The organism is Novosphingobium sp., assembly GCF_037133355.1.
Lineage (GTDB): Bacteria > Pseudomonadota > Alphaproteobacteria > Sphingomonadales > Sphingomonadaceae > Novosphingobium.
Window position 1 is genome coordinate 420,133 of sequence record NZ_JBAXOI010000001.1, and the last position, 19,737, is coordinate 439,869.

Genomic DNA, 19,737 nt, shown 5'->3' on the forward strand with positions numbered 1-19,737 from the left:
CCCCGGCCAGTTGACGCGCCGTTCGTTTTGGCCAAATCCGCGCTCTCATGAGGAGAGCGCGGAATGAGTGAGACGGATCTGGCGGCAGATGTGGTGATTGTCGGTGCGGGCCATGGCGGCGCGCAGGCGGGAATCGCGCTGCGGCAGAACGGCTTTGCCGGAACGATTCTGGTCGTCGGGCGCGAGCCGGAGCTGCCTTACGAACGGCCGCCGCTCTCCAAGGAATACCTCGCGCGCGAGAAGACGTTCGAGCGGATCATGATCCGTCCGGAAGCATTCTGGGCGGACAAGGGTGTGACCATGCTGCTCGGCACCGAAGTCACCGCGCTTGATGCGGCGGCGCACGTCGCGACGCTGGGGGACGGGCGCACCCTTCGCTACGGCCACCTGATCTGGGCGGCGGGCGGCGATCCGCGCAAGCTGTCCTGCGCGGGGGCCGATCTTGCCGGCGTCCACGCGGTGCGCACGCGCGAGGATGTCGACCGGCTGATGGGCGAACTGGACGCGGGTGCGAGCCGGGCCGTGGTGATCGGCGGCGGCTATATCGGGCTTGAGGCGGCGGCGGTGCTGACCAAGCTCGATTGCCATGTCACGCTGCTAGAAGCCCTGCCGCGCGTGCTGGCGCGCGTGGCGGGCGAGGCGCTCTCCTCGTTCTATGAGGCCGATCACCGTGCGCACGGGGTGGACCTGCGCACCAGCGTGATGGTCGATTGCCTGGTGGGCGAGGATGGCAAGGTCTCCGGCGTGAAGCTGGCGGACGGTACGGTGCTGCCTGCCGATCTGGTGATCGTCGGTATCGGCATCATCCCCTGCGTCGAGCCGCTGCGCGCAGCTGGCGCGGAAGGGGCCAATGGTGTGACCGTCGATGGCCAGTGCCGCACCTCGCTGCCTGATGTATATGCGATCGGCGACTGCGCGGCGCATGCCAATGCCTTTGCCGATGGCGAGGTGATCCGCCTCGAATCCGTGCAGAACGCCAATGACATGGCGACCGTTGCGGCCAAGACGATCTGCGGGGTGGAGGCGAGCTATCACGCGGTGCCGTGGTTCTGGTCGAACCAGTACGACCTGAAGCTCCAGACCGTGGGGCTTTCGACCGGGCATGACGCGGTCGTCACGCGCGGCGATCCGGCGGCGCGGAGCTTTTCGGTGATCTATCTCAAGGCGGGCAAGGTCGTGGCGCTCGACTGCGTCAACATGGTCAAGGACTATGTCCAGGGCCGCAAGCTGGTCGAGAGCGGCGCGGTGATCGCGCCCGACCGACTGGCAGACGCCGGAACGCCGCTCAAGGAACTGGTATAGCCCCCGCGAGCCGGTCCAGCGCCCAGCTCGCGGCATCGGCCACGGCGGGATCGGGATCGGCGAGCAGGCGCTGCGCAGGGGCCATGAGCGCGGCATCGGCGCTGTTTCCGGCGGCGTAGAGGCAATTGCGGACGAACCGGTCGCGCCCGATGCGCTTGATCGGGGAGCCGGCGAAAAGCGCGCGGAAGGCTGCATCGTCCAGCGCGAGCAGTTCTGCAAGGCGCGGTGCGGCAAGTTCGGCGCGGGGCAAAAACGCCTTGTTGGTCGCGGCCGTGCTCGCAAAGCTGTTCCACGGGCAGACCGCGAGGCAATCATCGCAGCCATAGATCCGGTTGCCCAGTGCGGTACGGAATTCCGCCGGGATCGGCCCCTTGTGCTCGATCGTGAGGTAGGAAATGCAGCGCCGCGCATCGAGCCGGTAGGGCGCGGGAAAGGCGTCCGTGGGGCAGGCCGTCTGGCAGGCGGCGCAGGAGCCGCAGCGGTCGGCGTGAGGTACATCGGGCTCAAGCGCCAAAGTGGTGTAGATCGCGCCGAGGAACAGCCACGAGCCGTGCGTGCGGCTGACAAGATTGGTGTGCTTGCCTTGCCAGCCGATCCCCGCGGCCTCGCCCAGCGGCTTTTCCATGACCGGGGCGGTATCGACGAACACCTTGACCTGCGCCCCCGGCACTTCCGCCACGATCCACCGCGCGAGCGCCTTGAGTGCGCGCTTGACCACGTCGTGATAGTCCGCGCCTTGGGCGTAGACCGAAATGCGCGCGCGGTCCTTCGCGGACGCCAGCGCCATCGGATCACTGGCAGGCGCATAACTCATGCCAAGCGCAATCACGCTCCGCCCTTCGGGCCAGAGCGATTGCGGGCCCTTGCGGTGCTCGAAGCGGGTTTCCATCCAGTCCATCGAACCGTGGTGCCCCTCGGCGAGCCACTGTTCGAGCCGGGCGGCGCGCAAGGGTTCGTCGGCGGCAGGCGCAATCCCGCAAGCTGCAAAGCCGAGCCTTGCGGCCTCGGCCTTTATCCGATCGGGCAGCGTGGTTTCCGCGCCGTTAACCAAACTTGCTGTCTCCCTCGTTCATCGCTTACGGTTAACGGCAGATCTCATGAAGATCGAACCCTTTGCCCAATTTGCCGGGACCCACCAGTTGGAAAACCCGCCCTCCTCGCCCGAGCTCGCAATCGAAGCGCGCGGCCTCGTCAAGCGCTTCGACGGCTTCATTGCCGTCGACGGTGTGGACATTTCAGTACCGCGCGGCGCGATCTACGGCATTCTTGGCCCCAACGGTGCTGGCAAGACCACGACCTTGCGCATGCTGCTGGGCATCATCGATCCCGATTCGGGCTATCGCCGCGTGCTGGGGACCGAGCGCCCGACTGAAGTCGCGCGCCGCATCGGCTATCTGCCTGAAGAGCGCGGGCTCTACCCGGCGATGAAAGCGACCGAGGCCATCGCGTTCCTCGCCGCGCTGCGCGGGGTGCCGCTGAAGGAAGGTCGCCGCCGGGGGCGTGAGCTGCTCGAACAGCACGGTCTCGGCTATGCGGCGGACCGCCAGATCCGCCAGCTTTCAAAGGGCATGGCGCAGCAGGTCCAGCTGCTCGGAACGCTGGTGCACGAGCCTGACCTTGTGGTGTTCGACGAGCCGTTCTCCGGTCTTGACGCGCTCAACCAGGGCAAGCTCGAGCGCATGATCCGCAGCCTTGCGGAGCGCGGGACCACGGTGATCTTCTCGACCCACGTCATCGCCCATGCCGAGCGGCTCTGCGACCAGATCGCGATCATCGCCGGGGGCAAGGTGCCCTTCGCCGGGCCGGTGGACGCTGCGCGCGACCGGTTGCGCCCGCAAGTCCGCCTCGAAACCCGCGCACAGGACGGGCTGTGGCGCGCTGCGCTCCCCGCCGATGCGCGTCATGAGGGCCGCTTCTGGTACTTCACGCTTCCCGAAAGCGGGGTCGAACCGCTGCTGCGCGCGCTGATCGAAGGCGATGCCGGCATTCTCTCGCTCTCGATCGAGCGCCCGGGCCTCCACGATGCCTTCGTCGCAATTGCCGGCGAAGCGGCCGCGCGTGCGCTTGAGGAATCGGCCGAACAGGCCCCCGAACCGAAAGGCCGCCGCTGATGCTCCGCCACCATTTCGCCGCCGCCTGGGTGGTTGCGCGCCGCGATTTCTGCGCGGTGATCTTTTCCAAGACCTTCATTTTCTTCCTGATCGGGCCGCTGTTTCCGGTGTTCATCGGCGCGATGGCCGGGGCCATCGGCGCGCAGGTCTCGCGCGATCTCGATACGCCGGTGATCGGCATCGCCATGCCCGCGCAAGACGGTGACAAGCTCGTCGCCGCGCGGGCTGGCCTTGCGCCAAAGATGGCTGGCTTCGTGCCCGAATACACCGTGCTGGCGCGGCTTGAGCCGGGCGAGCGCTTCGACGCACGCTCGGTGCTGGCAAGCAAGGGCGTGAAGGGTGCACCCCAGCTTGCCGCCGTCGTGACCGGAACGCTCGAAAAGCCGGTCCTGACGGCCACGTCGGAACGCGTCGACCAGTGGCGCGGCCAGGTGGCGCTGATTGCGGCGGAAGCCGGCTCTGCGGGCCCGCGCACCTATCCCGATGTGACTGCCGACAAGATCGCGACAAGTGCGGCCAAGCAGCACGTCGATCTCGCGGTGACGGCGCAGGCCGGGCAGGTCCTCCTGTTCCTTCTCACGATGCTGCTCGCGGGCATGGTGCTTTCCAACCTGGTCGAGGAAAAAGCCAACAAGATCATCGAGGTGCTCGCCGCCTCGATTCCGATGGACGCGCTGTTCCTCGGCAAGCTCTTCGCCATGCTCGCGGTCAGCCTTGTCGGCATAGCGGTCTGGGGTTCGGTTTACGGCGCGCTCGTGATGTTCGGCATGAAGTCGATCCCGCTTCTGGCAACGCCGGCGGTGGGCTGGTCGATGTTCCTCCTGCTCGGATTCCTCTACTTTGCCATGGCCTATCTGCTGCTCGGCTCGCTGTTCCTCTCGATCGGCGGCATGGCGACCACGGTGCGCGAAGTGCAGACGCTTTCGATGCCGGTGACGATGATGCAGCTCATGGTGTTCTTCTTCGCCAGCTATGCCCTCGCCCGCCCCGGCACCTGGATCGAGACGGCTAGCCTGGTGTTCCCGGTCAGCTCGCCCTTCGCGATGCTGGCGCAGGCAGCGCAGTCGCCGGTGCTCTGGCCGCATCTTGTCGCGCTGGTCTGGCAGGCGGTGTGGGTGGCGGTGATCCTGCGCACCGGCGCGCAGCTGTTCCGCCGCACGGTGATGAAATCGGGTCCGGCGCGTGGTCGCCGGAGCTGGTTCCGGCGCCCGGCGGTAGCGGCAGCACGCTGAGCGCTGCTGGTCGACCGATAGCTTATTGACATCCATGTAGGTTGCACGGATAGTGCTTTCCGAATGAAGGGCGGCCGATCACGAGCCGCCCGCATCGGAAGGATTGCCATGGCCACGCAGCTCGCCCCCGAAGCCCCGTTTACCTACCGTTCCTCGCCCACGGCGATCGATGCCTATGAGGCGTGGCTTGCCACCAATCCGCAGGCCGCCCCCGTCCACACCCAGCCGTGGGACGTGAGCGCGTCGGCGATCTACGTCGAGGACCGGTGGGGCCCGATCTTTGCCGAGATGCGCGCCAAAGCGCCGATCAACAAGGTGACCGGCACGCCTTATGGTGACTACTGGAACATCACCACGCACAAGGCGATCCAGCACGTCGAATCGCTTCCCGAGCTGTATTCGTCCGGGTGGCAGCATGGCGGCATCACGATCGGCGATCCGCCCGAAGGCACCGACCCTGCCAAGCTGGCCGAGCGGCAGATGCCGATGTTCATCGCGATGGACCGGCCCGAACACACCGGCCAGCGCCGAACTGTGGCCCCCGCCTTCACTCCGGCCGAAATCGCGCGGATGGAAGCCGAGATCCGTCACCGCACCGGTGAAGTGCTCGACAGCCTGCCCTGGGGCGAGCGCTTCGACTGGGTGGACAAGGTTTCGATCGAGCTCACCACCGGCATGCTGGCGATCCTGTTCGGCTTCCCGTGGAAGGACCGCCGCCTTCTCACCTACTGGTCCGACTGGGCGGGCGATGTCGAGCTGACGCTGGCGCCGGAACTGTCCGACCAGCGCTTCGAAATCCTCTCCGAAATGGCGCGCTATTTCCAGGGCCTGTGGATGGAGCGCATGGGCAAGGCGCCCACGCCCGATCTCATCTCGATGATGATCCATTCGCCCGCGATGGCAACGATGAGCCCGCTGGAATTCATGGGCAATCTCGTGCTGCTGATTGTGGGCGGCAACGATACCACGCGCAACACCATGTCGGGCATCATCCACGCGCTCGACCAGTTCCCCGACCAGCGCGCGCTGCTGGAAGGCGATTCTTCGCTGATCCCCAACGCGGTGCAGGAATGCCTGCGCTTCGTGACGCCGCTGGCGCACATGCGCCGCACCTGCACGGCGGATAACGAACTGCTCGGGCAGCAGATCAAGGCCGGCGACAAAGTGGTCATGTGGTACCTTTCGGCCAACCGTGACGAGACGGTATTCGAGAACCCGGACAAGCTGATCGTGAACCGGCCCAATGCGCGCCGCCATCTCGCCTTCGGGCACGGCATCCACCGCTGCGTGGGCGCGCGGCTGGCTGAACTGCAACTGCGCGTGCTGCTTGAGGAAATGCACGAGCGGCGCATGCGCGTGCGCGTGGCGGGAGACGTCAAGCGGGTGCGCGCGAACTTCGTCCACGGTTTCCGCAAAATGGAAGTCGAGCTCGAGAAGCGCTGAGCCGGTTCTATCCGATCTGGTCAGATTCGGTTCAGGTTCTGTGGGCTAGGGGAGTGGTGTCCCGCCGGTGGGTTTACCCCGCCCCTCCCCGGCCCACCCGCGGGACTATCCCCAAAACCTGCTTGACGGCCCGGTAGCCTGGCCGTGTAACTTCAGCGTCTCTTCCGACGAACCGAGGGCCATGATGCCATCGCGCCGCAACTTCCTCGCCTTCCTCACTGCAACCGCCGCGATGGCGGCCGCTGCCGCCTGCGGCGCGCCCGCCGCCGCAACGCGCAAGGGCAATTTTCCGCTGCGCCACACCGATGCGGAATGGCGCAAGCTGCTCACGCCCGCGCAGTATCATATCCTGCGTGAGGAAGGGACCGAGCGGCCCTTCACCTCGGCACTGCTGAAGGAACACCGCAAGGGCACGTTCACTTGCGCGGCGGACGGAACGGCGGTCTTTGCCTCCTCCACCAAGTTCGACAGTGGCACCGGCTGGCCTAGCTTCTGGGCGCCGATCAAGGCCGGTGTCGGCACTTCCACCGACACCTCGTTCGGGATGTCGCGAACCGAGGTGCACTGCACCCGCTGCGGCGGGCACCTGGGTCATGTGTTCGATGATGGCCCCGCGCCCACCGGCAAGCGCTACTGCATCAATGGCGACGCGCTGAAGTTCGAGCCCGCCTGAGGGCAGCGCCGCTTTCGCTACCCATGCCGCGCGCGCTGTGGCAAGCGCCGCTGCGATGCGCGCGTTGAAACTGGCCTTGCTGATCCTCGCGCTGCTACCCACGATCTATCTGCGCGAGCAGAAGCGGAGGGTGAAGCTGCCCTATCCGCCCATCATGGCGGTCGATCTCATGCCCGCACTGCGTGCGGGCGGCATCCCCGATACCGGCACGCTGCACCTTGTCGGCGCTTGGCGCTTTGTCAGCAAGGGGCGCAATCTCGGCACTTTCTCGGGCCTTGCCCGGACGGACGGCGGCTTTGTCACCGTAGGTGATCGCGGCGCGGTGATGTGGTTTTCAAGGCCCGACAGGCCGGGACCGTGGTCGCTGCGGCTGACCCGGCTGGTCCCGCTCGATTGGCGCAAGGTCCGGTTTCCCACCGACGCCGAATCAGTCGCGATCGTGCCGGGCAGCTGTGACCTGGTGGTCGGCTATGAGGACGCGCCGGTGCTTGAGCGCTACAGCCCGGACCTTGCGCGCCGCACCCAGATCGCAGTGCCGGCGCTGGCGGAGTGGCCGCCCAACCAGGGCCCCGAGGCGATGACCCTGCTGGCCGACAGGCGTATGGTCATAGTTGCCGAAAATTATGCGCGCTGGTTCGACCGGACCCGTCACGTTGGCCTGATCTTCCCCGGGGTGCCCCGCTCGGGCGAGGCTCCGGCCCGCTTCGAACTGTCGCTGCCGGCGGGTTACCGGCCGAGCGAACTGGCGCAGATGCCCGACGGGCGGCTTCTGGTGCTGGGGCGCCATTTCAGCATCACGGGGTTCCGTTCGCTGATTGCGATCTTTGCAGTGCGGGATGTGCGACCCGGCGCCAAGATTACGCCGAAGGTTATCGCCCGGATCGACGATCAACGGATTCGCGACAATTACGAGGGGATGACCGTGACCCGGGAAGCGGACGGCAGCCAATTGGTCTGGCTGATTGCCGATAGCAACGAGATGGTCTGGGCGCAGCGCACCTTGGTGCTCAAGCTGCGAATCGGGCCGGAAGCCAACTAGACTCCGGCCCGGCAGGTATGGGCGAGGCGACCTCGCCCATCCAGATCATTGGGCCTGATTGCTCAGGCCCGATCAATCAGGCAGCCACAGCCTTGGCCAGTTCACGCTTTACCTTGAGCGCGCGCGGGCTGAGCTTGGTGTCCGACTGCTTGAGCAGCCAGTTGTCGAGCCCGCCGTTGTGCTCGACCGAGCGCAGACCATGGGTCGAGACGCGGAACTTGAAGCTGCGGTCGAGCTTTTCCGACATCAGCGTCACGTTCTGCAGATTGGGCAGGAATAGGCGCTTGGTCTTGTTGTTGGCGTGGCTCACGTTGTGGCCGACCTGGCGGCCCTTACCGGTCAGTTCGCAGATACGCGACATGGCTGAAAACTCGCTTGGATTTGAACGATCATGGATCGGGAAGGGCGCGCTTTTGCCGATCCGGCAGGCAAAGTCAAGGATTCGCACGTTGCGTGGGCAGCCCCACCCGCGCTAGCGCCGATGGCATGAGCCGCTGGCCCCTTCCCGAACCGATGCGCGCGGCGCTTGATGCCGCCGAACGCGCCGCTGCGGCGGGCGAAGTGCCCATCGGGGCCGTTGTCGTCAAGGACGGACAGGTCATCGCCGCCGCGCACAACACCCCCCGTGACGGGCACGATCCCACAGCCCATGCCGAAGTCCTCGCGATTCGCGCCGCCGCGGCGCTGCTGGGGCAGGAGCGGCTGACCGGCTGCGACTTGTGGGTCACGCTGGAGCCCTGCGCGATGTGCGCGGGTGCGATCGTCCATGCGCGGCTGGACCGGGTCTACTATGCGGCAAGTGACCCCAAGGGCGGCGCGGTGGAGCACGGCGCGCGGGTGTTCGATGCGCCGGGCTGCCTGCACCGGCCCGAGGTCTATTCCGGCATCGGCGAGGCCGAGGCGGCGGGCCTGCTGCGGGAGTTCTTCCGCGCCCGGCGCTAGGACCCGCGCCAGATTTTCAGGCCCGCGCCGTCATCCGCCCCGCGATCTGCGCACACTGCAGGCATGAAGTCCTTGCCATAGCAGAGGTGCACTTCCTCGAGCCAGCCGCGCGCGTTTGCCTTCACGCGGATCGAGGCGGCGGGAAGGAACGGGGTTGCGGCGCGAAAGGCAGCGCGCAGATCGCCGGCGGTGAGGCCCGGCCGGCGCGAGAGGCGCATCATGTCGGGATAGCGCAGCGCACGCAGCAGCGCGGCACCTGCCTTGAAGTAGCCCTCCGGCGTGCGCGCCATGCAGGCGCCGTGCTTGGCCCATTCGTGTGCGACGAGATCGGGCGAGGGAGTCATGCACAAGTTGCGGCGTACCGTTTCGGCGGCCAGCGGCGCAGCGGGGCACCACTGCGGCCAGTTGCCGGGTTCGGCCTCCGGCCAGAGACCGTGGAGTATGAAGCCGAAGCGGCCCAGCTTGCCCCCGCATTGGTAAGCGGCGCGGGGATCGCGCGCACGGTTGCGGCAGAACTCGGGCGACCAGCTGAGCGCGAGGGTATAGCCCGTGATGGCCAGCACGCGGCGCGGACCGTCGGGCTGCGGCAGGGCGGGCGCCGCGACCTGCGGCGGCAGGCGGCATTGCGGCACTTCGGCCTGCGCGATTGCCGGGAGCGCCAGGGCAAGGGCAGCGAGGGCGGGAAGGCGCATCAGTTGAACGTCGCGATGTCGACCGGATCTTGCTGCCCCTTGCTGCGCAGCCATTCGGTAGCGTCACGCCGGAACAGGAAGAAAACCGCAACACAAAGCAGCACCCTCATCAGCGCGGTTAACGCAAACACTGGTCCGAACACGCTGGCCACCAGGACAAAGCGGAACAAATCTATCAGACCAATCGTGACAAGGGCCGCGAGGATCCACCTGGCCACATTGCTGGCCCGCCGTGCAATGAAGAACCAGAACAGGAAGGCGATGACGCTGGTGAAGAGATAGCCAGTCAGCAGAATGTTGATATCGGATCCCATTTCGAGGGTGCGCAAGGCGAGGGTGGAATAATTTACGCCCATATGCAGCCCCAGCACCGCCATGCCGGCCAGATAGACCTGTTCGAACCGGATGATCGAGATCGGCCGCATCAGTTGAAGGTCGAGACGTCGATCACGCCGTGCTGCCCCCGGCTGCGCAGCCATTCGGCGGCGTCGCGCCGGAACAGGAACGCCATTCCGACGAATTGTATCAGCAGGATCAGCAAGGCCAGAAGTGCATAGACGAGGTCTGTCTCCGCCGTCTTCAAGAGCAAGGGGACCGTGCTGAACAGGCCCAACCCGGCCATGACCACAAGAATCCATTTGGCAACATTGCTGGCGCGGCGGGTGATCAGGTACCAGAACACGAAGACGATGCTGTAGGTGACCAGCACGATGGACAGAGTGAATTCTGGCGCCACGCCCGCCAAGGTAGATCCCCCGAGAAGCCCGGTGAAGTGGAGCACCTGAAGCAGCACAGAAAGCGCGTTGCTGCCGAGATAGAACTGTTCGAAACGGATGATCGATTGCGGTCGCAATGCGTTGCCCCAGTTTTGCCGAACCGTGAGAGTATCACGCACAGGCATGCGGGCAACCGCCGCCTGGTTCAGATCGGCGTGAAATCGAGCCCGATATCGGCGGCCGGAGCGCTTTGCGTGAGGCGGCCCACCGAGACGTAATCGACGCCCGAGGCGGCAATTGCGCCGATAGTATCGAGCCGCACACCGCCTGAGGCTTCGCACGCCGCGCGGCCTGCGACCAAGGCCACAGCCTCGCGCAGCATGGCGGGGCCCATGTTGTCGAGCAGGAGGCGCGTGGCGCCGGCCGCCAGCGCGGGTTCGATCTGGTCGATGCGGTCGACCTCGCAGATCACGTCGGCGACCCCTGCGGACAGCGCGCGGCGCACCGCCTCGGCCACGCCGCCGGCCACGGCCACGTGGTTGTCCTTGATCATCGCTGCGTCCCACAGCCCCATGCGGTGGTTGTGCCCGCCGCCGGTGCGTACGGCGTACTTCTCAAGGTGGCGCAGGCCGGGAATGGTCTTGCGCGTATCGAGCAGCTTCGCGCGGGTATCGCCCATGGCATCGACATAGCTGCGGGTGAGCGTGGCGACGCCCGAGAGGTGCTGCACGGTGTTGAGCGCGCTGCGCTCGGCGGTGAGCATGGCCCGCGCCGATCCGGTGAGGCGCATGAGTGCGGTGCCGGGTGCGACTTGCGCTCCTTCTTCGACCAGCACTTCGATTTCCATCGCGGGATCGAGCGCGCGGAAGAAGGCGGCGGCGATGGGAAGGCCGCAGACCGTGATCGGATCGCGGCTGTCCATCACCCCGGCAAAGCGCGCATCCGCCGGAATCACGCTCTCGCATGTCACGTCATGCCCGCCGCCGGGGAGCCCTTCGCCCAGATCTTCGGCAAGCGTGGCGGCGACGAAGGCGTCGAGATCGAAGCCGGGGATGGAGAAGTCCGTCATGTGGCGGGCTTACCCATGCGCCTTGGGTGTGTCGAGATACTGCACCGAAGGTGCTCTCCACCGTTTCTCGCAGAGACGCAGAGGAAAAAGAGAGATCGCCAAGAGGCCGCGCGCCATCTTTGCGCCCTTCCTTTCTTCTCTGCGTCTCTGCGAGAAATCACTTTAAAGCCTGCGGCTCAAACCAAACTTCAATGCACGAAGCGCGCCACCACATCCCGGTAGGAGCGCGAGACTTTCACTTCCGAGCCGCTGTCGAGCACCAGGAAGCATTCGCCGTTGGTATGCGGTTTGACTTGCCGCACGCGGTCGAGGTTGACGATCTTCGAGCGGTGGACGCGCTGGAAAACGCGCGGGTCGAGCCGGCGCTCAAGGTCCTTCATCGTCTCGCGCAGGATCAGCGAGTTGTCGCCGGTGTAGATGCACATGTAGTCGCCCGCCGCCTCGATCCGCTCGATCGTGTCGACATCGACGCGGAAGATCTGGCCGCGATCCTTGATGTTGATCAGCTTTTCGAATCGCCCGACGGCAGGCTCGCTCTCGTCGGGCATCGAGTCCATTGCGTCGGGGGCGACTTCGGCAAGCACGGTCTTGAGTTTCTCGGCCTCTTCCAGCCCGCGCTTTTCGGCAAGACGGGTGCGTGCGCGGTCGAGCGCGTCGGCAAGGCGGCTCTGCTCGACCGGCTTCAAGAGATAATCGACCGCATTGGCCTCGAACGCGCGGATTGCATGCTCGGAATAGGCGGTCACGAAGACGAACAGCGGCGGATCGATCTCGATCACCCCGCTGACCACGCTGAACCCGTCGAAGCCGGGCATCTGGATGTCGCAGAACACCAGATCGGGCTTCTCGGTCTTGATCTTGCGGATCGCCTCGCGACCGTTGGAGCAGGTGTCGATCACCTCGACGTCGGGGAATGCCTCGAGCCGCAGCTGGAGACCCTGGATAGCGAGCTTCTCGTCGTCGACGAGGATCGTGCGAATGGTCATGGGCTACCTTTGCTGTGTGGCGAGGGATGCGGACGGCGCGGCGGTGGCTTCGCGCGCCTCGAAGGGCAGTTCGATCACCACCATGAAGCCACCTCCCGGCCGTTCGCCGATTTCGAACCGCTGGTTCTCGCCGTATGCCTGCGCGAGCCGGTCACGGATATTGGCGAGCCCGACCCGCGTGGAATCCGAATGGGAACTGGTCACGCCGAACAATGTCGAGGGGTCGGTGCCCGGTTGCAAGCCCGGGCCGGTGTCGGACACGGTGACCCGCAGCACCGGACCGATGAGTTGCGCCGCGATGGTGATCGTGGCCCCTTCCTCGAGCGGGCTGACCCCATACTTGATCGCATTCTCGACCAGCGGCTGGAGCAGCAGCGAGGGCATGAGCGCGGGCGTGGCATCATCATCGATGCGAAACTCTGTTCCCAGCCGCTCCTCGAAGCGCATCCGCTCGATATCGAGGTAGAGCTTCAGCGTCTCGACCTCCTGCGCCACCGTCACGCGGCCGGTGGGTTCGTTGATCAGGGTGTAGCGCAGGAAGGCCGAAAGGCGGCTGAGCATGGCATTGGCCGGCTCCGTCTGCTTGAGCAGCACGAGCGTCGAGATCGAATTGAGCGTGTTGAACAGGAAGTGCGGATTGAGCTGGTAGCGCAGCATGGCAAGCTGCGCCGAGGTTGCCTGCGCTTCGAGGCGGATGAGCTGGTCGTTCTGCTCTTCGACCTGGATGTAGAAATTGATCGCGTAGTAGAGCGCCGACCACGCGCCGAGCAGCGTGAGATCAAGGTAGAACACGCCGAGGAAGAGCTGTGCGAAACCGGAATCGCTGCCCGAGCGGTAGAGGCTGATCACCCACGAATCGATAAAGGCATAAAGCCCGACCGCGATCGCGAGAACGAGCGCGGTCACCCCCCAGGTTATCAGCGGGCGCCGGTTGATCAGCGCGCGGTAGATCACCGAGAGGATCAGCGAGATTGAAAAGCCTGTGATCGAGGCGATCAGCACGATGATCAGGAACGACCACGGCTGCGCATTGGCGAGGCTGGAAAGCGCGCGCAGCAGCATCGCACCGCCCCAGCCGAGCATTTGCAGACGCCAGAAGGCGCGGTTCTTGTTGCCGAAGAACGGCGTCGGGCGGAGCGGCAGCGACATTGCCATAACCGGTCTGTAACGCACCCTGAGGCCATGCGCCACTGGTGGGCTTTGCGCGCGCCGACAAAGCGGTTACTCTCCCCTTCAAAAGGGAGAGAACCATGGACCATCACGGCAGTTCCGAAGAGCGCGCGCAGTTCCGCGCGATGGACGAAGGCACGCAGGAAGACTGGACGATCATCGCGCGCGACTATGTCGGCTTTGCCGCTGGCCTGCCTGACCGCGTGCTTGCCCACCTCAAGCTGCTCGACGGCGATTTCGGCGGTTTTCCGATCGACCGCCTGACCCACAGCCTCCAGACGGCCACGCGCGCCCATCGCGACGGCCGGCCGGAGAGCTACGTCGTCATGGCCCTGCTCCACGACATCGGCGACACGCTGGGGTCCTACAACCACCCCGAGATCGCCGCGGCCATCCTGCACCCCTTCGTGAGCGAGGAAGAGCACTGGATCTGCCGCAATCACGGTGCGTTCCAGGGCTATTACTATTTCCACTACCTCGGCATCGACCGCAACGTGCGCGAGAAATACAGGGACAGTCCCTATTTTGATGCCTGCGCCGAATTCTGCGCCAAGTACGATCAGTCCGCGTTCGATCCTGCCTACGACACGCTGCCGCTCGAATTCTTCGAGCCGATGCTGCGCCGGGTCCTGGCGCGCCCGCGCAGCGAAACGTCGATTGTGGCGATGGAGAGAACCGCCGCGCAGAACGGCGTGACGGTCTGATCCTCAGGGCTCGCGGCGAAACCTGAGCGCCCAGTTCGCATCGGGCGCCGCTCGCAGAGCGGCGATCTCGGCAGCAATATCGCGCACGCGGGCGCTGGTACTGCCGTGGCTGGGTGCGGCCATGACAAACAGGCCGCGCGGGCGCAGGAGCTGGGTCATTTGCACTGCAGCTTCAGGATCATATCCCGCATTGGCAAGCAGCCAGACTGCGAGCCGGTCCGCCTCGCGCTCGGTGCGGCGCACGGCTTGCACCGGCCGCTTGCCGGTCCCCAGTTCGGTCTCGTGATCGAGTGCGGCATGGGCAAGCTCATGCGCGATCAGCGCCGCGACCAGCGCCTCGTCATGGCCTAATCTGGCTATCGCCTCGCGCCCGACGCGGATCTGCACGCGGGTGGCGCCGGCATTGTCGGCGCGGTCATCGACGATAAAGCGCACCGCGCAGGAGGGCGCCGCCGGGACCGTCACCACGCGCCCGTCGGCCAGGGTCAGCGAAGCCGATCCCGTAGTGGCCGCCGCCTGTTCGAGGCGCGACTGCAGCCGCCACACCCGGTCCCAGCTGCCGCGGGGCGGGGCGGGGCCGACTGGTTCGCCCGCGACGGCGGTGACCACCATGTTTGCGGCAAGCCCCGCCTCGGCCGCCGGGCTACCAGCCGCCACCGCCGCCACGGCAATGTCGCCCGAAAGACCATAGGCTCCGCGCGCGGTATCCGGATCCTCGAAAGTTTGCACATCGCCGAGCAGCAGACCGATGCCGGGCGCGGCGCGCGGGCACAGCCGGGCGTTGGCATGGCTCAGACGCCAGCCGATCGTCTGGACCAGTGCGTCGTCCTGCTGCAGGGCATCGATCGGCTGGGCGCTTGCGGGTGCGGCAGAAGCGAACGCCGCGATCAGCAGCCACTGGCGCATCCCGCGCATGTCAGCCCTTCCGGGCCGCGTCGACCGCCTGTTGCAGCGCCTCGCGCCCGATCGCGCCGGTCATCAGCTGCCCGCCCACACTCCACGCCGGCGTGCCGTTGATGCCGAGCTGGCGTGCGAAGCCGAGGTTGCGCTCGAGTTCCTGACGCACGCTCGGCTGGCGGGAGAAGGCATCGGCCCCGGCGCTGTCGAGCCCGGCAGCCTGCGCAGCGGCGGAAATGCTGGCCGCGCTCGGCCGCGCCCCGCTGAACATCGCCTTGTGGAACGCGGCATATCTTCCCTGCGCCGCTGCAGCAAGGCCCATCCGCGCGGCGGGCTCGCTTTCGGGCGCGATGATCGGCAGCTGGCGCACCACCACCTTGAGATCGGGATTGGCGCCGACGAGCGCCTCCACATCGGCAACGCTGCTGCGGCAATAAGTGCAGGCAAAGTCGGTGAATTCCACCAGCGTGATCTTGCCCGCCGGATTGCCCAGCACTGCACCGGGGAACGGCGTTTCGATGGCGCCGCGCAAGGGTGCGAGCCGGGCTTCGGCCTCGCGCGCCTGCAGCTTGTCCATCGCCTCGGGCAGGATTTCGGGATGTTCGAGGATGTAGGCACGCACCAGCGCCTCGATCGCGCCGCGCTGGCGGGCATTGATTCCGGCATCGGCAAGCTGGCTTTCCAGCTTTGCGTCCGCCGCTGCGGCCTGCGCCTCGGCCCCGCGGCTATGCATTGCCCACCAGCCGCCGGCGGCACCCGCGGCGCCGATCACCAGCGCAAGGGCAAGGAAGGGGCTGAAACGCATAAGGACCTACTCCCGGGAATACTCTGCCCGCGCTAGCGCGACTTCTTCATGCGCTCAATCATCGCGCGGGCGGACATGGCGATATCCTGCGCGCGCAGCCAGTCGGGCGAGCCCTTGGGCAGCGCGCCTTCGGCCGCTTCGGCGTTGCGCAGCGCTTCGGGCAGCTGGAACTCGCCCAGTTGCTGCTCGGCGCTGGCGAGCCGTGCGCGCGGGATGTCGCCCTGCGCCTCGTAGACCACACCGAGCTGGTACCAGGCGAAAGGATTGTCGCGGTCGCGCGCCACGGCGGTCTTGAGCACGCGCTCGGCCTCGGCAAAGTTCGCCTTGTCCTCGGTGGCGAGCAGCGCGTGGCCGAGCGTGGTCGCGATCAGCGGGGCGTTGCGAGTGAGCTCCACGGCGCGGCGCAGCGGCGCAAGGGCCTCCACCGGCTTGCCCGATTCGAGCAGCACCTGCCCCTTGATCTCGAGCGCGTAGGGATCGTCAGGGTCCATCTTGAGCAGCGCGTCGGTTTCGGCCAGCGCCTTGTCCATCAGCGCTTCCTTGTGGAAGGCATAGGCGCGGGCGAGGTGCGCGGGCGCGTCCTGCATCCATTCAGGATAGGCGGCGAGCGTGGCCGCAGGCTCGGCGAGATAGCCGACCAGTTTGGCCTTCACCCTGAGGAACCGGACCTGAAGCGCGGGATCGAGGGGCCGGTTCCACGCCGGATCCTGCGCGAAGCTGTCCTGCAGCGTCGTCAGGCGGTCCGAGGTCATCGGGTGGGTGCTGTAGAACTCTGCATCGGCGTCGCGTTTGAAGCCGTAGCGGAACTCCATGTTCTGGAGCTTCTTGAAGAAATCGACCGAGCCCTTGCCCGAGATCCCCGCCTTGGAAAGGAATTGCACGCTCGCCGCGTCGGCCGAGGATTCCTGCGCGCGGCTGAAGGCAAGGTACTTGCCGAGCGCCGCCTGCTGCCCCGCCATGAGAATGCCGATGCCCGCATCGCCCGAACCTGCCGCCGCAGCGGCTGCGCCGAGCAGAAGGCTGAGGAGGGTGATGGCGGTCGCGGGCTTGCCGCCCTCGTCGCCCCGGATCACATGCCCGCCGGTGATATGACCCAGCTCGTGCGCGAACACGCCCTGCACTTCCTGCACGTTGTCCGCCGCGCTGATCAGGCCCGAATGGATATAGACCGCCTGCCCGCCCGCGACGAAGGCGTTGATCGACGGATCGTTGAGCAGGATCACGTCGATCGCACGCGGATTGAACCCGGCTGCCGCCACGATCGGCGCGGCCATGTCCTGAAAGAGTGCCTCGGTCTCGGCATCGCGCAGCATCGATTGCGCGGCAACAGGGGTACTGGCCAAGGTGGTGGCCAGAGCGAGGGTGAGCGTTGCCGCGAGCGTGCGGCCGATGCGGCGAAGCGGAAGGGACCGTGTCACGATGGCGCCATGTTATCCGCCGCTCGCCTGAACCGGCGGTGAAGCTGTGACCTTGGCAAGGAACGGCAGCACCGCATCGAGCGCGCGGGCATCGCGCGAGAAGGGCCGCGCGAACATCATGATAAGGCCCTCATGCGTCACGCCATCGAGCAGCACCGCGCGGGTCGGCGCGCCGGCGCGGGTCATGGTGCGGGCAAGCTCCACCGAATTGCGCGGGCGCACCCTGGTATCGGCGGTGCCATGGACTAGCAGCAGTGGCGGCCCTCCGGCACGGGCGTGGACCACCGGTTGGGTTTCCTCCGGATTGGGCGCCTTGCCGAAGCTGAGCTTGGTCGCCTCGCTTTCGAAGGGGTAGAAATCATAAGGCCCGGCAAGGCCAACCACCCCGCCAAGGGCATTGGCGGAAAGGCCTTGCGCCTGCAGCCAGCGCTGATCGAGCCCGAGCATGACCGCATTGTAGGCCCCGGCGGAATGGCCCATGAGCACCACGCGCGCGGGATCGCCGCCGAGCTTTCCAGCATGATCCGCCACCCAGCGCAGTGCAGCGGCGCCGTCCTCCAGCATCGCCGGATAGCGTGCATGAGGGTAAAGCCGGTAGCCTGCCAGCACCACGGCATAGCCCTGCGGCACCAGCGCGCGCGCCACGAAGCGGTAGTCGTGCGGATCGCCCGAGCGCCAGCCGCCGCCGTGGATGAACACCACGATGGGCCGCTTCGCGCCGCCGGGGGCCGGCGCGGCGGGCAGGAACATTTCCAGCTTCTGTGCCGGATCTGGGCCATAGTGCGTGGCGGCTACCTCGCGCATCGCGCTGTCACCGCCGTGCAGCAGCCGGTCCGCGCTGTCGAGCAGCCCAACCGCATTGTCGGCCAGCGCCTGACGATAGGCGAGGAAGCCGCCGATCGCGAGCAGCGCAAGCACGATGAGCGTCCAGGCGAGCCACCGCCGCCGGGTTGTGCGCGCTTGGCGCGGTTGGACTTCAGCCTGTGCCATGGGGCATGGCTAGACGCTTTTGTCCGGGCAGGGAAGGCGCCGCCCCAAGGGGCGGGCTGGTCAGCCGAGCAGGCGGCGCGCGGCGCGTTCGAGCAGCGGCTGGTCGTCGGCAATCTCGCCGAGCAGCACTGCCGGCCCGCTCGCGAGGCGGCGTACCAGCACCAGCGCGAACTCGGCGCCCTCCGGCTCCAGCGCGTAGAGCGGCTTGTGATCGAGGGCGCGCAGGCTCTCGACGACCGAAGTGCGGGCGGGCGGCGCGGTCTTGCCGCTTTCCTCGCGGCGCAGCTTGCGCTCGAGCGCGACCACGCCCTTGAGCCCGCCGGGTGCCTTGGCGAGATAGCCGCCAAGCTCGCCAAGGCCGAGCGCAAGGCGCTGCGCATGGGCGAGTGCGGTGGCATATTCGGTAATGCGCGTCTTGTCGTAGTCCGCGCCGAACACGAGCTTGACCAGCGGGGTCAGCGGCGCGCGCGCCTGCATGGTGAGACCGGCATCGGCGACCATTTCGGCAAAGTCCTCGGGCGCATGCTCGGCAGCGAGCGCAAAGTCCCAGGCGCGGCCGATTGCGGCATAGAGCGCGCTGCGGGTGCGGTCCTCGTTCGAATGGGCGATATGCGCAAGGTCGCGCGCCGATGCGAGCCAGTCGGCAAGGCACGCGGGCTCGGGCTCTTCCAGCGCAATGGCGTGCGCGGAGCCCGCCTCGATGTCCGGCGCTCCACCCGCAATGATTTCGGCGCCGAACCGTGCCAGATCGAGCGGGACGGATTCGTCGAGATGGTCTGCCTGGTAATACGCCTCGCTGTCCGGCCCGTCGGCCCAGCCGCCGAGGGTCACACCTGTATCGCGGCGCGGCATTGCGCCACCGGACTGCTGGTCCAACGCCTGGTCGATCTCGAGCAGGAGCGCGTCGGTGGTCTGCTGGTCGGCCAACTCCTTCCAGTTGATCACGCCGTAGATGTAGTCGATCGTGCCGTTGTCGGTGGAGAAGGGCAGCAGGATCCCGCGATAGAGGATCGTGCGTCCACGCTGGTTGACGAATTCGGCCTCGAAACCGATCGGCGCCTGGTTGGCGATGATCTGCAAATAGTGATCGGTAATGCGCGAGAGCAGCGAGCGACCGGGAATGTCGCTCAGGCGGCGCAGCGGGCTGCCCGCATCACACTCGTCGGCGAGCACTTGGCCGAGGAAGGGAATGGCGGGGTCGTCGATACCCTGGTCGAAATGAAGCAATACCGAATGGTCGGCGAAATCGGGCAGATGTCCGTCGAGCAGCGACTGGACCGGCGGGAACTGGCCCTGATCGAGCAGGCTCGCCCAGAAGTTGTAGGCGCGCACCTGCATGCGACGCTCGTCCTGCCCGACCGGCGGCGGGGGCGCGGCAACCGGGCCCTGTTCGTCGATCGATTCCTCGTAAGTGGCATAGTCGTCGGCATAAGCTGCGGGGTCTTGCCCCTCGGGCCCATCTGCACTGATGCCGCGAAACGTATCCATGAACCGGTCCCCGTGGTCGTCCAATGGGGTCCGTATTGGCGCAACATGGTAAAGATGTAC

21 protein-coding genes are annotated in these 19,737 nt (G+C 66.6%); 8 read left to right on the forward strand and 13 right to left on the reverse strand.

The genetic code is table 11. The annotated features are described in order from the left end of the window. Positions 1-63: 63 nt before the first annotated feature. On the forward strand, positions 64-1,302 hold the full coding sequence (locus tag WCL10_RS02080) for an FAD-dependent oxidoreductase (protein ID WP_336893944.1): 1,239 nt from the start codon (positions 64-66) through the stop codon (positions 1,300-1,302). On the opposite strand, the gene queG is transcribed toward WCL10_RS02080, so the two are convergent. Then, positions 1,286-2,353 carry a tRNA epoxyqueuosine(34) reductase QueG gene (queG, locus tag WCL10_RS02085; protein ID WP_336893945.1) on the reverse strand — a complete coding sequence of 356 codons (1,068 nt, stop codon included), beginning with the start codon at positions 2,351-2,353 and terminating at the stop codon, positions 1,286-1,288. The two genes, WCL10_RS02080 and queG, sit on opposite strands and share 17 nt — an antisense overlap. Positions 2,354-2,399: 46 nt before the next feature. On the opposite strand from queG, the gene WCL10_RS02090 reads away from it, so the two are divergent. From WCL10_RS02090 to WCL10_RS02110, 5 genes are all read left to right on the forward strand, one after another. Beyond that, positions 2,400-3,413, forward strand: coding sequence for an ATP-binding cassette domain-containing protein (locus tag WCL10_RS02090; RefSeq protein ID WP_336893946.1), 1,014 nt, complete (start codon positions 2,400-2,402; stop codon positions 3,411-3,413). After that, positions 3,413-4,645 (forward strand): ABC transporter permease, encoded by a 1,233-nt coding sequence (locus tag WCL10_RS02095; RefSeq protein WP_336893947.1) that lies wholly within the window; start codon positions 3,413-3,415, stop codon positions 4,643-4,645. Before WCL10_RS02090 ends, WCL10_RS02095 begins: the two co-directional genes overlap by 1 nt. Positions 4,646-4,753: 108 nt before the next feature. Further along, positions 4,754-6,088: a cytochrome P450 gene (locus tag WCL10_RS02100; RefSeq protein ID WP_336893948.1), complete on the forward strand. Its 1,335-nt coding sequence runs from the start codon at positions 4,754-4,756 to the stop codon at positions 6,086-6,088. Positions 6,089-6,269: 181 nt separating this feature from the next. Next, positions 6,270-6,761, forward strand: coding sequence for a peptide-methionine (R)-S-oxide reductase MsrB (gene msrB / locus WCL10_RS02105; protein WP_336893949.1), 492 nt, complete (start codon positions 6,270-6,272; stop codon positions 6,759-6,761). A gap of 37 nt (positions 6,762-6,798) precedes the next feature. Then, positions 6,799-7,800, forward strand: coding sequence for an esterase-like activity of phytase family protein (locus WCL10_RS02110; RefSeq protein WP_336893950.1), 1,002 nt, complete (start codon positions 6,799-6,801; stop codon positions 7,798-7,800). Between the two features lie 76 nt (positions 7,801-7,876). Here the strand turns inward: WCL10_RS02110 and rpmB are convergent, their stop codons facing one another. After that, on the reverse strand, positions 7,877-8,161 hold the full coding sequence (gene rpmB / locus WCL10_RS02115) for a 50S ribosomal protein L28 (RefSeq protein WP_336893951.1): 285 nt from the start codon (positions 8,159-8,161) through the stop codon (positions 7,877-7,879). 125 nt (positions 8,162-8,286) lie between these two features. Here rpmB and WCL10_RS02120 point away from each other — a divergent pair, with 125 nt between their 5' ends. Next, entirely contained in the window at positions 8,287-8,742 is a 456-nt protein-coding gene (locus tag WCL10_RS02120) for a nucleoside deaminase (RefSeq protein WP_336893952.1), read from the forward strand. Here WCL10_RS02120 and WCL10_RS02125 read toward each other — a convergent pair. The 6 genes from WCL10_RS02125 to WCL10_RS02150 all read right to left on the reverse strand — a co-directional run bounded on the left by WCL10_RS02125 (position 8,739) and on the right by WCL10_RS02150 (position 13,360). Continuing rightward, entirely contained in the window at positions 8,739-9,434 is a 696-nt protein-coding gene (locus WCL10_RS02125) for a ribonuclease T(2) (protein ID WP_336893953.1), read from the reverse strand. The two genes, WCL10_RS02120 and WCL10_RS02125, sit on opposite strands and share 4 nt — an antisense overlap. Beyond that, the gene (locus WCL10_RS02130; RefSeq protein ID WP_336893954.1) at positions 9,434-9,859 is read right to left on the reverse strand and encodes a hypothetical protein; all 426 of its coding nucleotides are present in this window, start codon (positions 9,857-9,859) and stop codon (positions 9,434-9,436) included. The genes WCL10_RS02125 and WCL10_RS02130 overlap by 1 nt, the downstream gene beginning before the upstream one ends. Continuing rightward, positions 9,859-10,335, reverse strand: a complete 477-nt coding sequence (locus tag WCL10_RS02135) for a hypothetical protein (protein ID WP_336893955.1) — start codon at positions 10,333-10,335, stop codon at positions 9,859-9,861. The genes WCL10_RS02130 and WCL10_RS02135 overlap by 1 nt, the downstream gene beginning before the upstream one ends. Positions 10,336-10,355: 20 nt before the next feature. After that, on the reverse strand, positions 10,356-11,219 hold the full coding sequence (nadC, locus tag WCL10_RS02140; protein ID WP_336893956.1) for a carboxylating nicotinate-nucleotide diphosphorylase: 864 nt from the start codon (positions 11,217-11,219) through the stop codon (positions 10,356-10,358). A gap of 188 nt (positions 11,220-11,407) precedes the next feature. After that, a complete protein-coding gene (locus tag WCL10_RS02145; RefSeq protein WP_336893957.1) occupies positions 11,408-12,205 on the reverse strand; it encodes a LytTR family DNA-binding domain-containing protein in 798 nt (265 codons plus the stop codon). 3 nt (positions 12,206-12,208) lie between these two features. Beyond that, positions 12,209-13,360, reverse strand: a complete 1,152-nt coding sequence (locus WCL10_RS02150) for a histidine kinase (RefSeq protein WP_336893958.1) — start codon at positions 13,358-13,360, stop codon at positions 12,209-12,211. Between the two features lie 95 nt (positions 13,361-13,455). Between WCL10_RS02150 and WCL10_RS02155 the strand changes: the two genes are divergently transcribed. Continuing rightward, positions 13,456-14,079: an HD domain-containing protein gene (locus WCL10_RS02155; protein WP_336893959.1), complete on the forward strand. Its 624-nt coding sequence runs from the start codon at positions 13,456-13,458 to the stop codon at positions 14,077-14,079. Between the two features lie 3 nt (positions 14,080-14,082). Here the strand turns inward: WCL10_RS02155 and WCL10_RS02160 are convergent, their stop codons facing one another. The 5 genes from WCL10_RS02160 to WCL10_RS02180 all read right to left on the reverse strand — a co-directional run bounded on the left by WCL10_RS02160 (position 14,083) and on the right by WCL10_RS02180 (position 19,677). Beyond that, complete coding sequence (locus tag WCL10_RS02160) at positions 14,083-14,994, reverse strand: hypothetical protein (protein ID WP_336893960.1); 912 nt, start codon at positions 14,992-14,994, stop codon at positions 14,083-14,085. A gap of 1 nt (position 14,995) precedes the next feature. Next, the gene (locus tag WCL10_RS02165; protein ID WP_336893961.1) at positions 14,996-15,781 is read right to left on the reverse strand and encodes a thioredoxin domain-containing protein; all 786 of its coding nucleotides are present in this window, start codon (positions 15,779-15,781) and stop codon (positions 14,996-14,998) included. A gap of 32 nt (positions 15,782-15,813) precedes the next feature. Then, entirely contained in the window at positions 15,814-17,136 is a 1,323-nt protein-coding gene (locus WCL10_RS02170; RefSeq protein ID WP_336893990.1) for a M48 family metalloprotease, read from the reverse strand. A 75-nt stretch (positions 17,137-17,211) separates the two neighbouring features. After that, positions 17,212-18,189 (reverse strand): alpha/beta hydrolase, encoded by a 978-nt coding sequence (locus tag WCL10_RS02175; protein WP_336893962.1) that lies wholly within the window; start codon positions 18,187-18,189, stop codon positions 17,212-17,214. 60 nt (positions 18,190-18,249) lie between these two features. After that, positions 18,250-19,677 (reverse strand): hypothetical protein, encoded by a 1,428-nt coding sequence (locus WCL10_RS02180; RefSeq protein ID WP_336893963.1) that lies wholly within the window; start codon positions 19,675-19,677, stop codon positions 18,250-18,252. Positions 19,678-19,737: the final 60 nt, after the last annotated feature.

Coding starts and splice junctions, on each gene's coding strand:
- msrB (WP_336893949.1), top strand. CDS start 6,270: ATGATGCCATCGCGCCGCAACTTCCTCGCCTTCCTCACTGCAACCGCC.
- WCL10_RS02095 (WP_336893947.1), top strand. CDS start 3,413: ATGCTCCGCCACCATTTCGCCGCCGCCTGGGTGGTTGCGCGCCGCGAT.
- WCL10_RS02155 (WP_336893959.1), top strand. CDS start 13,456: ATGGACCATCACGGCAGTTCCGAAGAGCGCGCGCAGTTCCGCGCGATG.
- WCL10_RS02130 (WP_336893954.1), bottom strand. CDS start 9,859: ATGCGGCCGATCTCGATCATCCGGTTCGAACAGGTCTATCTGGCCGGC.
- WCL10_RS02100 (WP_336893948.1), top strand. CDS start 4,754: ATGGCCACGCAGCTCGCCCCCGAAGCCCCGTTTACCTACCGTTCCTCG.
- rpmB (WP_336893951.1), bottom strand. CDS start 8,161: ATGTCGCGTATCTGCGAACTGACCGGTAAGGGCCGCCAGGTCGGCCAC.
- WCL10_RS02120 (WP_336893952.1), top strand. CDS start 8,287: ATGAGCCGCTGGCCCCTTCCCGAACCGATGCGCGCGGCGCTTGATGCC.
- WCL10_RS02145 (WP_336893957.1), bottom strand. CDS start 12,205: ATGACCATTCGCACGATCCTCGTCGACGACGAGAAGCTCGCTATCCAG.
- WCL10_RS02180 (WP_336893963.1), bottom strand. CDS start 19,677: ATGGATACGTTTCGCGGCATCAGTGCAGATGGGCCCGAGGGGCAAGAC.
- WCL10_RS02080 (WP_336893944.1), top strand. CDS start 64: ATGAGTGAGACGGATCTGGCGGCAGATGTGGTGATTGTCGGTGCGGGC.
- WCL10_RS02090 (WP_336893946.1), top strand. CDS start 2,400: ATGAAGATCGAACCCTTTGCCCAATTTGCCGGGACCCACCAGTTGGAA.
- WCL10_RS02125 (WP_336893953.1), bottom strand. CDS start 9,434: ATGCGCCTTCCCGCCCTCGCTGCCCTTGCCCTGGCGCTCCCGGCAATC.
- WCL10_RS02135 (WP_336893955.1), bottom strand. CDS start 10,335: ATGCCTGTGCGTGATACTCTCACGGTTCGGCAAAACTGGGGCAACGCA.
- WCL10_RS02165 (WP_336893961.1), bottom strand. CDS start 15,781: ATGCGTTTCAGCCCCTTCCTTGCCCTTGCGCTGGTGATCGGCGCCGCG.
- WCL10_RS02175 (WP_336893962.1), bottom strand. CDS start 18,189: ATGGCACAGGCTGAAGTCCAACCGCGCCAAGCGCGCACAACCCGGCGG.
- WCL10_RS02150 (WP_336893958.1), bottom strand. CDS start 13,360: ATGGCAATGTCGCTGCCGCTCCGCCCGACGCCGTTCTTCGGCAACAAG.
- nadC (WP_336893956.1), bottom strand. CDS start 11,219: ATGACGGACTTCTCCATCCCCGGCTTCGATCTCGACGCCTTCGTCGCC.
- WCL10_RS02160 (WP_336893960.1), bottom strand. CDS start 14,994: ATGCGCGGGATGCGCCAGTGGCTGCTGATCGCGGCGTTCGCTTCTGCC.